14 protein-coding genes, 1 tRNA gene, 1 rRNA gene and 1 pseudogene are annotated in these 16,075 nt (G+C 35.0%); 4 read left to right on the top strand and 13 right to left on the bottom strand.

Going from position 1 to position 16,075, the window contains the following annotated elements; genetic code table 11:
* From A8805_RS21430 to A8805_RS21400, 7 genes and pseudogenes are all read right to left on the bottom strand, one after another.
* Positions 1–257 (bottom strand): 16S ribosomal RNA (locus tag A8805_RS21430); the annotation flags it as partial.
* A 387-nt stretch (positions 258–644) separates the two neighbouring features.
* Positions 645–732, bottom strand: a tRNA-Ser gene (locus A8805_RS21425).
* A 173-nt stretch (positions 733–905) separates the two neighbouring features.
* Entirely contained in the window at positions 906–1,634 is a 729-nt protein-coding gene (locus A8805_RS21420) for a lysophospholipid acyltransferase family protein (protein ID WP_109714746.1), read from the bottom strand.
* 50 nt (positions 1,635–1,684) lie between these two features.
* Positions 1,685–1,992 (bottom strand): annotated as a pseudogene (locus A8805_RS23065) (fumarate hydratase C-terminal domain-containing protein).
* An 88-nt stretch (positions 1,993–2,080) separates the two neighbouring features.
* Positions 2,081–3,547 (bottom strand): DUF4153 domain-containing protein, encoded by a 1,467-nt coding sequence (locus tag A8805_RS21410; RefSeq protein ID WP_109714745.1) that lies wholly within the window; start codon positions 3,545–3,547, stop codon positions 2,081–2,083.
* Between the two features lie 50 nt (positions 3,548–3,597).
* Positions 3,598–3,819 (bottom strand): helix-turn-helix domain-containing protein, encoded by a 222-nt coding sequence (locus tag A8805_RS21405; protein WP_109714744.1) that lies wholly within the window; start codon positions 3,817–3,819, stop codon positions 3,598–3,600.
* Between the two features lie 10 nt (positions 3,820–3,829).
* Positions 3,830–4,282 carry a DUF2975 domain-containing protein gene (locus A8805_RS21400; protein WP_109714743.1) on the bottom strand — a complete coding sequence of 151 codons (453 nt, stop codon included), beginning with the start codon at positions 4,280–4,282 and terminating at the stop codon, positions 3,830–3,832.
* A 305-nt stretch (positions 4,283–4,587) separates the two neighbouring features.
* Here A8805_RS21400 and A8805_RS21395 point away from each other — a divergent pair, with 305 nt between their 5' ends.
* A complete protein-coding gene (locus tag A8805_RS21395; RefSeq protein ID WP_181392950.1) occupies positions 4,588–6,054 on the top strand; it encodes a methyl-accepting chemotaxis protein in 1,467 nt (488 codons plus the stop codon).
* Between the two features lie 85 nt (positions 6,055–6,139).
* Here A8805_RS21395 and gyrA read toward each other — a convergent pair whose 3' ends face one another.
* The 6 genes from gyrA to dnaA form a co-directional block, all read right to left on the bottom strand.
* Positions 6,140–8,647, bottom strand: coding sequence for a DNA gyrase subunit A (gene gyrA / locus A8805_RS21390; protein WP_109714741.1), 2,508 nt, complete (start codon positions 8,645–8,647; stop codon positions 6,140–6,142).
* A gap of 22 nt (positions 8,648–8,669) precedes the next feature.
* Positions 8,670–10,607 (bottom strand): DNA topoisomerase (ATP-hydrolyzing) subunit B, encoded by a 1,938-nt coding sequence (gene gyrB, locus A8805_RS21385; RefSeq protein ID WP_109714740.1) that lies wholly within the window; start codon positions 10,605–10,607, stop codon positions 8,670–8,672.
* An 11-nt stretch (positions 10,608–10,618) separates the two neighbouring features.
* Positions 10,619–11,704, bottom strand: coding sequence for a DNA replication/repair protein RecF (recF, locus tag A8805_RS21380; protein WP_109714739.1), 1,086 nt, complete (start codon positions 11,702–11,704; stop codon positions 10,619–10,621).
* 41 nt (positions 11,705–11,745) lie between these two features.
* A complete protein-coding gene (locus A8805_RS21375; protein ID WP_109714738.1) occupies positions 11,746–11,961 on the bottom strand; it encodes an RNA-binding S4 domain-containing protein in 216 nt (71 codons plus the stop codon).
* Between the two features lie 16 nt (positions 11,962–11,977).
* Positions 11,978–13,087 carry a DNA polymerase III subunit beta gene (dnaN, locus tag A8805_RS21370; RefSeq protein ID WP_109714737.1) on the bottom strand — a complete coding sequence of 370 codons (1,110 nt, stop codon included), beginning with the start codon at positions 13,085–13,087 and terminating at the stop codon, positions 11,978–11,980.
* Between the two features lie 393 nt (positions 13,088–13,480).
* On the bottom strand, positions 13,481–14,851 hold the full coding sequence (dnaA, locus tag A8805_RS21365; protein ID WP_109714736.1) for a chromosomal replication initiator protein DnaA: 1,371 nt from the start codon (positions 14,849–14,851) through the stop codon (positions 13,481–13,483).
* A 420-nt stretch (positions 14,852–15,271) separates the two neighbouring features.
* Here dnaA and rpmH point away from each other — a divergent pair, with 420 nt between their 5' ends.
* From rpmH to yidD, 3 genes are all read left to right on the top strand, one after another.
* Positions 15,272–15,406 carry a 50S ribosomal protein L34 gene (gene rpmH / locus A8805_RS21360; RefSeq protein WP_109714735.1) on the top strand — a complete coding sequence of 45 codons (135 nt, stop codon included), beginning with the start codon at positions 15,272–15,274 and terminating at the stop codon, positions 15,404–15,406.
* A gap of 61 nt (positions 15,407–15,467) precedes the next feature.
* Positions 15,468–15,818: a ribonuclease P protein component gene (gene rnpA, locus A8805_RS21355; RefSeq protein WP_109714734.1), complete on the top strand. Its 351-nt coding sequence runs from the start codon at positions 15,468–15,470 to the stop codon at positions 15,816–15,818.
* A gap of 34 nt (positions 15,819–15,852) precedes the next feature.
* Positions 15,853–16,071, top strand: a complete 219-nt coding sequence (gene yidD, locus A8805_RS21350) for a membrane protein insertion efficiency factor YidD (protein WP_420319485.1) — start codon at positions 15,853–15,855, stop codon at positions 16,069–16,071.
* Positions 16,072–16,075: the final 4 nt, after the last annotated feature.

Genomic DNA, 16,075 nt, shown 5'->3' with positions numbered 1-16,075 from the left:
AGACGCGGGTCCATCTCATACCACCGGAGTTTTTACCACCGTACCATGCGGTACTGCGGTCTTATGCGGTATTAGCAGTCATTTCTGACTGTTATCCCCCTGTATGAGGCAGGTTACCCACGCGTTACTCACCCGTCCGCCGCTCAGTCACTACACTCTTTTCTCCGAAGAAATCCAAGTAAAGTGCTTCGCTCGACTTGCATGTGTTAAGCACGCCGCCAGCGTTCATCCTGAGCCAGGATCAAACTCTCGTTAAAAGTGTTTGTTTCCAGTCAAGAATCGCTACTAGCTAATTCTATCCCTTTTACTGTTTTTACCACTAGAATCTTTCCAGTGATGGGTGCATCATTTCTGATGCTGTTCTTAAAAATTTTCTCTATAAGAAATTTTCAAGGGTTTGTTGTCTATTGTTTAATTATCAAGGTTCTTTTTGTCGTTTGCTGTCCCTCACGAGTCAGCCTAGATATAGTATCATTTATCGTATGCATTTGTCAATAGCTTTTTTAATTTTTCTTAACTTTTTTCAAACATACATTTTACATACTATATTTAGTAGTTTTATTAACACTTTCCTACAACATGTCCAGTAAGGATAATATATAAAAACTACTGGTTCTGCCCAGTAGTTCTGGAAAGTATCAAAACGGAGAAAGAGGGATTTGAACCCTCGCGCCGGTTTCCCGACCTACACCCTTAGCAGGGGCGCCTCTTCAGCCTCTTGAGTATTTCTCCTGATTCTGAATAATACCTGCTTCTTACCACGCAGGACTATATAAAGTTATGCACGCAACAGTGCAAAATTTATTATACTAAACAGATTCTTTAATGTCAACGCTTAAATTGCAACTTTTTCATTTTTTTGTTACCGTTCAGCCAAAGCGAGATGCAGCAAAGCATAATCGAGCTTATGGCTGGACTGTAACATTCTCATTTTCTTCGATTACATGCTGAATTCTGTCATGAACCAGGGCTGCTATTTCTGTCGTCTTCATATTTTCATATTCTTCGTAATACAATGGTTTAATAAAATGTACCTGGACTGTTACTTTACTGGTCGTATTTGTATCAAATGGTTTGAAAGAATCTATAAGGGCCACTGGTACAATAGGACACCTTGCTTTAGTTGCCGCTTTAAAGCTGCCCCCTTTAAATTCTCCAATTTTATTTCCACTTCTTGAACGGGTACCTTCAGCAAATATAAGATAATTTCTTCCATTCTTTACTTCATTTGATACATCAAGGATAACCTGCATTGCCTGGCGTACATTTTCTCTGTCCAGCATGTAGGCATTCATACACGCAAAAACCTGTTTCAAAAACTGAATATTTTTAATTTCTTTTTTTGCAACAACAGAGAATGGTCTTGGACATGCCTCTAAAACGGCGAGCACATCATACAGCCCCTGATGGTTTGGAAAGAAAATAAAACCATTTTCCTTTGGCAGATTTTCTGTCCCGTGGACATCTATATGAACATTTCCTCCCTTATTTGCACGAAGTACTATAAATTTCAGAAGCTTATATTGTTCCTCTTCTGTATATTTATCTGTATGTGATGCATGATAACACAACCGGCACCACATATATGGAACCAGAAATATATTCCGAAACACCATTAATAATATACGTTTCATTACTTTTCCTCTCAACCTCTATTCTTCCGTATTACACACTTCTTGAACTACTAATATTCAAGAAGATGTTTCTTTATCGCACTTTCATATAAATTATTTTCCTTATAATCAATAACAACGATGACAGGAAAATTTTCTACTGTTAATTTTCGGATTGCAGTTGTGGGACCTGACGAGCCAATAGGACCTCCTTCCCTTGCAGGAGACGGTCCTATATAATAGATAACTTAATTTTTCACATCAATCGGATTTTCCTTTTATCCCCCAAAATATCATACATTCTTTTATATGCTGCATCGCGGGATGCATAGATTGTTCCTGTAATATATAGTATCTTCTGCAAAATTATATTTTTCATGACTGTAACTTTTCTTATTATAATATAGTTTATTTAAAAAGAAAATAGTTAGACAAAAAAGTTGTTCATTTTAAAGGTTCTAAGGTAATCACTTAGATATTTTATCAAAATACTCATCTGCCGCTTTTTTTGCCAGTGCTATTGAAAAATTCCACTTTCTTCCGGAGTTTTCTCTCGCTCTTATATTGGAAAAATACATTTCTATTTCTGAATCTGTATATGAAGTATTATCTTTCCCTTCTTCCAAATGTAATTGAGCTATTGCGGGAGCTGCGTCTAGTGAAACTTCATACATAAGATACATCGTATCTTCTGATGTTACCTTCCCCCAGTGAGAAATATTATATTCCACAATGATTTTATCTACTTTTGCAAAGGATAAAAGAATATAGACAGTGGATACTACAACCATTATATATTTAAATAAAGGAAAGTTTACTTTAAATATACTCCACATTACACCAAGCATAATAAAAATCATCATCCCAAGAAACCAAAGTACAAGGATTCTAAGAAATGTAAGATGATAAACATTTACATATAGGACCATCCTGTAAAACGCTGATAGTGCCATAATGCACGTACATATTGAAATTATTAGCAGGAGAATCTTTAAAGTTTTATTTTCCTTAAAAATAGCCTTGCAAACTAAAACCGTTACAAAATTAATCAGGCTTACTCCTAACAATTGCCAAAACCCCGCGTGTGCATATTCTGAATATGTCACTCCATAAGGCAATCCACTTTCTAACCTTAAAAATAGAAACAATATTTGAATTACAGAATAAAAAACGTAAACAGCTGCAAGAATTCCAGAAAAGGTAATCCCTGTCACTGGATTTATACTTGCTTCCTTTTTCTCTCCTGAATCAATGAAATTTATTCCTGATAATGCTGTAAAAAATGCATATAACATAACAGATCCTAAAAGGAATGTGAATAGGATTTTTAATTCTGTATAAAATTTAAAGACTTCAAGAATCTTCCCAAAATATTGAGCAAATATTTTATCGGAATAAACTAAAAGAGGTAATACAAATATTAAAAATACTGCTGCAGTTAACAAACCAATTATAACAGGCTTCATAATTTTACTTTCTTTTTCATTCATTCTGCTTTTCTTATACCTGATTCCATGCATAATTGGAGTAAAAATAGAAACAATTGTTTTGGCACACAATAATATAATATTTTTTAAATATTTTTCAAAACCCCAATCTCTCCCCTGATTTAACTGCTGCATCATAGCTGTCATGTAAAGAAGCAGGATTCCCACCCAATTAAAAAAATGAAAGAATCCATTACTGGTCATAACTGTTGATATTCCTAAAAGAATCATACCAAATGCATATAAAAAAAAGTTCTTTTGTATTATTATTCCTGTCTTTTTCAAAAATAAAACAGCCGTAAAAATCATTGCTGCCACATAGACCGGAAATGTAATACCATATAGGTTCTCATAAAGACAAAAAGTAAATATAATTCCATATATACCGCACAATCCGATAATATATATATAATTTTCTTCTATTTTACTGACTGGTAACTTTTCCATAAAACTACTCCTTTCAATTAAATACCATCCATAAACTTATAATATCTGCCTCACTGTATTTCCTCTTCATCTTCTACATACTCCAGAATATCTCCTGGCTGACAGTCTAATGCTTTACAAATAGCATCTAACGTTGAAAATCTCACTGCTTTTGCCTTATTATTTTTTAAAATAGATAAGTTAGCCATTGTGATATCTACTTCATGTGCCAGCTCCGTAACACTCATTTTTCTTTTTGCCATCATAACATCTAAATTTACTATAATTGACATACCCTGCCTCCTAAATTGTTAAATCATTTTCTTTTTTATAGCGTACAGCCTCTTTAAAAACACAAGCCAATACATGGCTGAATATTCCTGCTATGAAAAAAGTAAGAATAATAACAAAGGTCGCCGGTGTGGGAAGAAAAAATAGTTTTAAGATAAACAATATAGAAATAACAAAACTGACTTTTCCCATTAAATTTAAACTTTTTACATTGTTATCCACAAAGCAGTCCTGGTTTATCACAGTCCTGATCATTTTCCAAAGCTGTTTTACAATTGTCAAACCACATACCCCAGCTATTACATAAATAATCATCATAGGCCAAAATTTCTCTGTAATTGAAGAGGAATAATATTTTCCGGCTAACTTCAGAATGAAGGGGAGCCCTAAAATAACAATAATTCCTGAGTAAAACATGATTCCTAGTAATAAATTTGTAAACTTGATTAATTTTTCTTGATTCATATAGATACAATCCTTTCTAAAATACATGTTTTTAAATTGTTAACGTTCAACCGACATATGAAGTGTCTTTATATTTTTTGTATTATATCACTTTAAACCATGTATTTCAATATATTTTTATCGTATTTCGATATATATTTATTGATTAATAATTATTATATGTTTTTTAAAACAAAAAAATACTAAGGAATACTCCTTTAAAATTGATAAATTTATATACTTCCAAAAACTGTATTCATTTCCAAAATTTTGTGCTAGAATACAGTTGAATGATTTTAAGCACGAATGATGGCAGGAGGTATTTTATGTTCTTAAGGAAAAAGGGGAATTGTAATGAAGCACGTTGTATTGTAGATTATGTAAATAACAGATTGGAAGGGAAGAATGTAGAGCCCCTGTCTAATATTGATTATCCTCTCCACCAAAATGTATATGATTTATTTATGAAGTTTTTTGAAAATGAAGAAATGATATCTATTTCTGCTAAAGAGTTACTGGATATGGTAACAACAATGAGCAGCTTCGATGTAAATATGTCTCAAATATCCTATGATTTGAAAAACTTTTCTTCAGACTTATCCAATTTAAGTTCATCCAACCTTGCAATCGTAGAAGAAACCACGAACGCTATGAGTGTTGTTTCAGATGCAGTAAATGATTCTACTCTTATTTTAGATAAACTGGCAAGTGACTCAAAAAACCTGATTGAATCTAACAATACAGGAATGCAGGAATTAAAAGAAATTAATGAGCTCAAAGAAAATGTTATGACGAATTCTTCTATTATGAGTGATAAGATTGATGAACTTGTTGATCTGGCAAATAAGATGACAGTAATTGTGGACGGGGTAGGTGATATTGCCGAACAGACCAATCTTTTAGCATTAAATGCATCTATTGAAGCAGCCAGGGCAGGAGTACACGGAAAAGGGTTTTCTGTAGTAGCCTCTGAAATTCGGAAACTTGCAGAAAATACTAAAAAAAGTCTGGATGGAATGGGTGTATTTTTATCAGATGTTCAGACTGCAGCTCAAAATGGCAGGGAAAGCATGGTAAACACCCTGGAACTTACTACAGATATGAGTAAAAAAATTGACTCTGTATATTCCACTATGCAGAAGAATATGGAGTTAATGAACCATACCATAGAAGGCGTTGATAATGTTGATAAGACTATGGTTGGAGTAAAGACTTCTACAGATGAAATTAATATTGCTATGGATACATCCACTAAAAGTGCAGAACAGCTTAATATTATGACTCAGACAATTTTATCAGATGCCAAAAATAGTAATGAGCTGTCCAAGCAAATTACAACAATCGATGACCAATTATCAAACATCACCAAAAACTTATTCAGTGCATTAAAAGGAGGAAATCACGCTCCTACAAATAATGAATTAAAAGAAAATTTGAAAAAAGCAAGAGAAGCTCATAAGAAATGGCTCCAGACATTGAAAAGAATTGTGGAAGAAGGAAGAATTTATCCTCTTCAGGTAAATAGTAAAAAATGTGCCTTTGGACATTTTTACAGTGCAATTTCCATAGATCATCCATCCATTAAACCTGATTGGGATGCAATTGATGATGTTCATTCCAATTTCCATACATATGGACATAAAGTTATAGATTCTATTAAAGGCTCAAGAATAGAAGAAGCTAAAAAATTCTACGCCAATGCCGAGGAACTTTCTCATCAGATTTTTGGATTGCTGGATAAAGTAGAAAAATCAATAGATACTTTGTCCCAAAAGGGAGAAAAAATTTTATAATAAAAACTTAAAAACTGTACTGTATTATAATATAAAAATGCGTCTTGAAATTGCTTTTACAGCTCAATCAAGACGCATTTTTTAACTATACACTCTGATTCTCTTCTTCTTCATCCTCAGAGATTTCTACCTTTTCACCATCAATTTCAGCAGAAGCTTTTCTTACCTTTGCTACGCTTGCTACTGTCTCCCCTTCTGGAAGATTAATCAGTTTCACACCAGACGTAATACGTCCAAGGGTAGAAATATCAGAACAATTCATACGGATAATAATACCTTCCGTGTTAATTATCATAACTTCACTATCTTCATCTACAGACTTCATTCCCACTACATTTCCGGTTTTTTCGGTAATCTTATAACATTTTACACCTTTACCTCCCCGGTTTTGTTTTGTAAATTCATCCAAATTCGTCCGTTTACCCATTCCTTTTTGAGACACAATCAAAAGTTCAGAGCCCTGAGTGCTCATTTGCATTGCAATGACCTCATCCCTGTCACTTAAATTCATGCCGCGAACTCCCATAGAAGTTCTTCCTGTAGGTCTTACATCCTGCTCGCTAAAACGGATACATTGTCCGTATCTGGTTACAAGAATAATATCTTCTTCATTATCGGTAATTTTTACCTCTATCAATTTATCATCTTCACGAAGTGTAATTGCCGCAAGACCTGTTTTTCTTACATTTGCATAATCTCTGATCGGTGTTTTCTTTACAAGTCCTTTTTCTGTCGCCATAAACAGGAAATCACCATCTTCATATTCCTTAATTGGAATCATCGCCGTTATCTTTTCATCCGGCATTAGCTGCAAAAGATTAATAATTGCTGTTCCCCTTGCGGTCCGGCCTGACTCTGGAATCTCATATCCTTTTAGTCTATATACACGCCCTGTATTAGTAAAGAACATAATATAATGATGTGTAGAAGTTATAAATAATTCCTCAATATAATCTTCATCCAGCGTCTGCATTCCCTTAATACCTTTACCTCCCCGGTTTTGGCTTTTAAAGGTATCTACAGTCATCCGTTTAATATATCCTAATTTTGTCATGGCAATGACTACATTTTTTCTGGGAATTAAGTCTTCCATAGAAATATCAAACTCATCAAATCCTATAGATGTTCTTCTTTCATCACCATATTTATCATATATGATTAATATTTCTTCCCGGATAACACCCAGCAGTAATTTCCGGTCTGCCAGAATAGCTTCCAATTCCCCGATTTTTTTCATCAGTTCCTGGTACTCATTTTCCAGTTTTTCTCTTTCCAAACCAGTCAATGCACGAAGACGCATATCCACAATAGCCTGAGCCTGTACCTCAGATAACTCAAACCGCTTCATTAACTCCTCTTTCGCAATCTGGACATTCTTTGAACCTCGGATAATTCTGATAACCTCATCAATATGATCCAGGGCAATCAGCAAACCCTGCAAAATATGTGCCCGTTCCTGTGCCTTATTCAGTTCGTACTTTGTTCTTCTGGTTACTACATTTTCCTGATGCTTCAGATAATATTTGAGCATATCCAGGACATTCATTACTTTTGGCTCATTATTTACAAGTGCAAGCATAATTACACCAAAGGTATCCTGAAGCTGTGTATGTTTATATAATTGATTCAATATCACATTTGGATTTACATCACGGCGAAGTTCAATACAAATTCTCATACCTTCACGATTAGACTGGTCCGCCAGTTCTGTGATACCATCGACCTTCTTATCCCTGACTAACTCCGCTATTTTTTCTATCAGCCTTGCCTTATTAACCATATAGGGAAGTTCCGTTACAATAATCCGGTTCTTTCCATTAGCCATAGGTTCAATATTAGTAACCGCACGCACTCTGATTTTACCACGTCCGGTCCGATATGCTTCCTCAATCCCTCTTGTACCTAAAATCTCAGCACCTGTAGGGAAATCAGGTCCTTTTATAATATCAAGTATATCCTCAATTGTAGTTTCACCATTTTCTTCAATCTGATCATCAATAATCTTTACAACTGCATTGATAACTTCTCTTAAATTGTGGGGTGGTATATTAGTAGCCATACCTACTGCAATTCCTGAAGTTCCGTTGATTAGAAGATTTGGAAACCTTGACGGCAGAACAACTGGTTCTCTTTCTGTTTCATCAAAGTTAGGAGCAAAATCCACAGTATCCTTATTGATATCTGCAGTCATCTCCATAGAAATCTTGCTGAGACGGGCTTCCGTGTAACGCATGGCAGCTGCGCCGTCTCCATCTACAGAACCAAAATTTCCATGTCCGTCAACCAAAGGATATCTGGTAGACCATTCCTGAGCCAGATTTACCAATGCACCATAAATGGAACTATCACCGTGAGGGTGGTATTTTCCCATTGTATCACCGACAATACGCGCACACTTACGATGAGGCTTGTCAGGTCCATTATTCAATTCAATCATGGAATACAGGATTCTCCTCTGTACCGGCTTCAATCCGTCTCTTACATCCGGCAACGCGCGGGCGGCAATTACACTCATAGCATAATCAATATAAGAAGTTTCCATGGTTTTTTTCAAATCAACTTCATGGACTTTATCAAAAATATTATCTTCCATTTTTATGTCCTTTCCTGTTATATTAAATATCCAAGTTTTTCACATACTTAGCATTTTCTTCAATAAATTCTCTTCTTGGTTCTACTTTATCCCCCATAAGAGTGGTAAAAGTCAAATCAAGTTCGGAAGATGTTTCCTCGTCCATCATTACTCTCAACAAAACTCTATGCTCAGGATCCATGGTAGTATCCCAAAGCTGGTCTGCATCCATCTCACCAAGGCCTTTATAACGTTGGATTTTGTTATTTCCATCCCTTCCAACTTCTGCCAGTATCCCATTCAGCTCTTCATCACTGTATGCATACCATACCCCTCTATTTTTTTCCAGTTTATAAAGAGGCGGCTGTGCCAAATAAACATACCCATTCTTAATCAGTTCAGGCATAAAACGATATAAAAATGTTAATAATAGAGTACTTATATGAGCTCCATCCACATCGGCATCTGTCATGATGATAATCTTATGGTATCTAAGTTTTGAAATTTCAAAATCATCCTGTATTCCTGTACCAAATGCAGTGATCATCGCTTTAATCTCTGCATTTGCATATATCTTGTCCAGTCTTGCTTTTTCCACATTCAAAATCTTACCGCGCAGAGGAAGAATAGCCTGAGTATTTCTGTCTCTGGCCGTCTTTGCAGAACCCCCGGCAGAATCACCCTCAACAATATAAATCTCACAGTTTTTAGGATTTTTATCAGAACAGTCTGCAAGTTTTCCCGGAAGTGACATTCCTTCCAATGCAGACTTTCTTCTTGTTAAATCCCTCGCCTTTCTTGCTGCTTCCCTTGCCCGCTGGGCCATCACAGATTTTTCAACTGTAGTTTTTGCAACATTGGGATTTTGCTCCAAAAAAATCTCAAGCTGTGTGCTGACTATATTATCAACTGCACCACGCGCCTCACTATTCCCGAGCTTTTGTTTTGTTTGTCCTTCAAACTGCGGGTCTTCAATTTTTACACTAATAATTGCAGTTAAACCTTCTCTGATATCTTCACCGGATAAATTTGGTTCATTATCCTTTAACAACTTATTTTTTCTTGCATAATCATTAAACGTTTTTGTCAGGGCATTGCGGAATCCAACCACATGGGTACCGCCTTCTGGTGTTGTAATGTTATTCACAAATCCATAAGTATTATCATTATAGGAATCATTATGCTGCATAGCAACCTCTACTGAAACACCATCTTTCATGCCTTCACAGTAAATAATCTGCTCATACAAAGGAGTTCTGCTGCGGTTCAGATAACTGACAAACTCCTTAATGCCACCTTCGTAATGAAATGTTTTTTCTACGGGCTCTTCCTTCCTGTCATCCCTGATAATAATTTTAAGTCCTTTTGTCAAAAATGCCATTTCTCTGAAACGCTGTTTTAATATATCATAATCAAAAACAGTTTCTTCAAAGATTTGATCATCCGGCAGAAATGTTACCTTTGTTCCCGTTTTATCAGGTTCACACTCTCCAACTACACTTAGCTTATCAACAACTTTTCCACGTTCATAACGTTGCTTATATATATTACCATCACTGTAAATTTCTACTTCCAGCCACTGTGAAAGCGCATTTACAACGGATGCACCAACACCATGTAATCCTCCGGATACCTTATATCCTCCGCCACCGAACTTTCCGCCGGCGTGTAAGATTGTAAATACAACTTCAACTGCAGGAATTCCTGCTTTATGATTAATTCCTATAGGAATTCCACGTCCGTTATCTATAACTGTAATGGAGTTTTCTTCATTTAAGCTTACAAAAATTGTATCACAATGTCCTGCCAATGCTTCATCTACAGCATTGTCTACAATCTCATATACCAGATGATGGAGTCCTCTTGCAGAAGTGCTGCCGATGTACATACCCGGTCTTTTTCTTACCGCTTCCAATCCTTCTAATATTTGGATTTGATCTGCTCCATATTCAGCATCAAATTCTGTACCTGTTGCACCCATTTAAAAACCTCCTAATTTTCCTCTGCTATCTGTCCATTCTTCACGTAAAATATTTTATTAATAGAAAATCTATGATTCACAAACTCATCTAAACCAGTACATGTGATTACAGTTTGTATATCATGAATACTATCTAGTAAATAGTTTTGCCTGTGTTTATCCAGTTCAGACAATACATCATCCAATAATAATACTGGTGTATCTCTGATTAACATCCTGACCAGTTCAATTTCTGAAAGCTTCAGGGATAACGCTGCTGTTCGCTGCTGACCCTGGGAACCAAATTTCCGTATATCCAGGCTTCCTTCCATAAAACACAAATCATCTCTGTGAGGTCCAACAGAAGTACTTTTTAGCCGCATATCTCTTTCTCTGTTCCTCTTCAAAGCCTGTTCCAAAGTCATATTGCCAATACTGCTTTCATATTCTAAAAATATGTTTTCTTTTCCTCCCGTTAACTTATAATGAATGTTATAAATTATTTCATTTATTTCCTTTATAAACTTTCTTCTGCTTTCTATCACTTTCGTTCCATACTCAGCCAATTGCATATCCCAGATATCCAATGTTTCCATTAAATTCTCCTGTTTATAAATATCTTTGAGTAAAGAATTTCTCTGATTAATAATTCGATTGTAGCTAGAAAGATTGCTGAGATATATTTTATCAAGCTGGGATAATTCCAAGTCAATAAACCTTCTTCTGCCGGAAGGCCCTTCTTTGATAATATTTAAGTCTTCCGGGGAAAAAAACACGAAGTGAATAATCCCAAATAACTCACTTGCTTTTCGGATTGGAATTTTATTAATTGCAATTCCTTTTGGACTATTCTTTTTCAGATGCATATCTATCTGATATTCCATTCCCCTTTTCTCAACAATAGTCTCCAGATGTGCCTCATCGTGTTCAAACTGAATCAAATCTCTATCTTTTGTACCTTTGTGAGATTTGGTAGTACCGGACAAATACAAAGCTTCTAAAACATTCGTCTTTCCCTGTGCGTTATCCCCATAGAGAATATTTGTCCGGGTATCAAAAGTCAAATCCAACAAATTATAATTTCTGTAATTCTTTAGTTTTAAAGATTTGATTACCATAATTTCTCCATCAGTATGTAGCTATTTTACACTTTTTCAGACTATTTTTCAATTTTTATTTCCTGACCATCAAATTCTACTCTATCCCCATCATATAATTTCCGGCCTCTTCTGGTATCCTTTTCACCATTTACTGCAACCAGCCCATCCTGAATGACCTCTTTTGCCTCGACACCTGAATCTACCATTCCGGCAGCCTTAATCGCCTGTCCTAATTTAATAAAATCGTCACCTTCACGTAATTTAATAATCTCCATACTGAAAAATCCTCTCTTATCCAACCGCATTAAAATTAACCGGTAGAATTAAATAAATATAACTTTGCTCCTCGTCTTTTATAAAACATGGAGCCTTAGCATTCATAAAATACAAATCGACTTCCTCATCATCAATAACTCTCAGTGCATCAATCAGGAATTTAGGATTAAAACCAATCAACAAATCTTTTCCTTCTTTTGTAATAAAAATTTCTTCATCCATAGAACCAATCTGTGATTTAATCTTCAATTCCATAGACTCATCCTGAATATCAATGATAATAGGTTTTTTATCCCCTTCTTTTATCAGGAGCGTAGCTCTGTCAATACAATTTAAAAGTTCTTTTTTATTAATTTTTACTTTCGTTTCATAATCACTGGAGAGCATCTGATTAATTTTAAAGTAATCTCCCTCTATCAGTCTGGATACAACTACAGTTTTATCAAACTCAAATACAATATGATTTTTTGTAAATGAGATATCCACATCTACTTCTGCCTCTCCGCCAATAATCTTACTTATCTCTTGAAGAGTTTTTCCGGGAACAATCACCTTCTTTGGTGAATAACTTTCTTTTAATTCAATCTTACGGATAGAAATTCTGTGTCCATCCAAAGAAACTACTTTTAGTATGTTATCCTCTATTTCAAACAGTTCTCCCGTCATCATTTTATTTGTATCATTATCAGCAATTGAAAAGATAGTCTGCCGAATGACTTCCTTGAGTGTAAACTCAGAAACTGTGATATAGTCCTCTTTTTCTATAACCGGGAGATAAGAAAAGTCCTCTCCTGACTGAGCAGCAATATTAAACTTTGCCTTTTCACAGGTGATGAATGCCTGGTTAGAAGAATCTGTTTCTATTGTCACATCATTATCGGGCAGCTTTCTCACGATCTCTGAAAAAATTCTTGCATTCAAAGCAATAATTCCTCTTTCGGCAATTTCTCCTTCAATACATGTTTCAATGCCAAGTTCCATATCATTTGCAGTTAACTTCACAACATCTGTAGATGCGTCAATTAAAATACATTCAAGAATAGGCATTGTTGTTTTTGAGGGTACAGCTTTTGATACAATGCTGACTCCTTTTACCAGATTAGATTTTGAACAAATGATTTTCATATGTCAGTAACTCCTTTCGATAGTCATGGTGAATTATTTTTTCAGCCGTGCTTTTATAGATAAATATATTAATAAATTCCGCCTTCTTAGTAATAGGGGCTGTGGAAAAGTTCATAAGTGCTTTGAAGCCTTGAAAATAAAGGGTTTGTCCATATTAAAAACTATGTAGAAAGCTATTGTAAAGCAGAAGGATAAGATGGGAATAATTTTAAGCCCTTCAACCTCCATCTATTTAAGAACTTCATAATTCACATCATTTTAACATGGTTACCCACAGTAATTCATATGAAGGGTGAATTATTCCAAGGCCCGTAATCCATACTTCTTAAACTGCTAATGTATAAGAAGGTATACCTAGTGAACATTAGTAGTTCAAGAAGGTGTTTCATCCTATTATATAGGGTTTATCTTCTTCTTAATAATATTGACGGTATTATTAAGAGCTTCATCTACTGTAACCTCATGGGATATCTTTTTTACACCATGGCTGACAGAGGCATGATCCTTGCCTCCTAAAATAATACCTACAGTCTTAAGAGGAGTGTCTGTCATTGTACGGCATAGGAACATAACAATCTGCCGCGGAAGAACAATTTCAGCATTACGTTTCTTTCCCTTTAACTCGGATATAGGTATATTAAAATGTTCAGAAACAACTTCAATCACCAGTTCCGGCGTTATCTTCCGGTTATTATCTGGAGAAATCATATCTTTAAGTGCTTCTGCTGCAAGAGGAATATCAATTGGCTTGTTTTCCAGGTTGGACAGAGCTATCAATTTATTCAGAGAGCCTTCCAATTCCCGGATATTAGATTTAATATTATTTGCTATATATTGAAGAACTTCATCTGGGATATGATAACGGTCCAGTCCGTCAAGTTCTTCTTTCTTACGTAAGATTGCCATTCTTGTTTCATAGTCAGGTGAAGAAATATCCGCAATTAATCCCCATTCAAAACGGGTACGGAGCCTGGCTTCCAATGTTTCAATATCTTTTGGAGGCTTATCACTGGATATGATAACCTGCTTTCCTGATACATGAAGGTGGTTGAAAGTGTGGAAAAATTCTTCCTGTGTACTTTCCTTACCTATTATAAACTGAATATCATCAATAAGGAGAACATCGATATTTCTATATTTCTCACGAAAAGTGGTCATTGCCAGTTCATTTCCATTTTTACCAATTTTTAATGAATCAATCAGCTCATTTGTAAAAGTTTCACTTGTTACATAAAGAACTTTTTTTGATGAATCATTTTCTAATATGAAATGTGCAATGGAATGCATAAGATGAGTTTTCCCAAGCCCTACACCTCCATATATAAATAAAGGATTGTAAATCTCTCCAGGAGATTCGGCTACAGCCAGGGAAGCTGCATGTGCAAAATTATTATTGCTGCCCACTACAAAAGTATCAAATGTATATTTGGGATTTAGATTGGCATTTGCAAATATTGCATTTGATCTTTGTTTTTTTATTGTATGCTCTTTCTTTTCCTGAATAATAAGATTATCTTCTGTAACAAAAGAAATCTCATATTCAATTCCTGTAACTTCTGCGATACATACTTTGAAAGGAAGCAGATATTTATCTTCAATATGCTCCAGGCTCGCTTTAAGTTTTACAAGAATGTAGACGGTGTCATCTGTAACTTCATATACTGTAAGTGGCGCAATCCACGTATTGTATGAAATATTTGATGAGCAATATTCTGACTTCATTTTATTTAAGATCTGCTCCCAATTTTTTTCTACAATGTTCATCCATATTACTCCTAATCAATATAATAGAGAGATGTACATAATCTCTCTCCTACATTTTACATCAAAAAAGGTTTATAAGCAATGAAAAAAGCTGTGTATAACTTTATGAACAGTTTTAATGCATATGTTTACATGGTTGACATTAAAAAATAAATTTAATTAACACGTTATCCGATAGTTATCCACATCTTATTCACATGTGTATAAATAAAATTTTAGCCGCAGTTCAGGTATTAAAAATTTACATGACTGAACTGCGGCTAAAATTTTGATATAAAAATCCCGCGAATAACTTGACTTACCGTGATTTTTTGAATATAATTAAGAGCAGTGTCTTTCTAGGAAAGAACAAAAACAAAAATTAGAATAATTGTAAATACTTTATAATAAGTATCTCAATCAAAGGGAGGTGTATCTGTAATGAAAATGACATTTCAGCCAAAGAAAAGACAGAGATCCAAAGTTCATGGCTTCAGAGCAAGAATGAGCACACCGGGCGGAAGAAGAGTATTAGCTGCCAGAAGGGCAAAAGGAAGAAAACAGTTATCAGCTTAGGCCGCATCTATGTGGCCTTTTCTTCTATCTATAAGGATTATAATGAAACAAGAGGTAATCGATGAAATTTTCCGAATCTTTAAAAAAAAATAAAGATTTTCAAGTTATCTACAAAAGTGGAAAATCCTATGCGAATAAATATTTAGTTATGTATTTGAAAGAAAACGGCCTGGGAAAAAACAGGGTTGGAATTTCTGTAAGTAAAAAAGTAGGTAATAGCGTTGTCAGGCATCATTTGACAAGGCTGATCAGAGAAAGTTATCGGCTTCAAGAAGAACATTTCCGAAGTGGATTTGATATAATTGTAATTGCCAGAGTAAGTGCAAAAGATAGAAACTACCATGAGATTGAGAGTGCACTTATCCACTTAGGAAAACTTCATGAGATATATAGGACTTATCAGCAGGATTGATAAGTTTTCAATGCTCTATTTTATAAAAGGAGTGATGCAGTTGAAGCATATTTTTATATGGCTTATCAGATTCTATCAGAAATATCTGTCCGGATTGAAAACAAGATATCATTGTATTTATACACCCACCTGTTCTCAGTATGGGATTGAAGCAATTCAGAAATATGGTGCTATTAAGGGCGGGGCCCTGACAATCTGGAGAATTCTGCGCTGCAATCCATTTGCAAAAGGCGGATATGATCCGGTACCTTAAGGAG

The sequence above is a fragment of the Faecalicatena contorta genome, from assembly GCF_003149105.1.
Lineage (GTDB): Bacteria > Bacillota > Clostridia > Lachnospirales > Lachnospiraceae > Muricomes > Muricomes contortus_C.
Note: the sequence above shows the minus strand (reverse complement) of the source record. Positions and strands in the feature narration are given on the sequence as shown.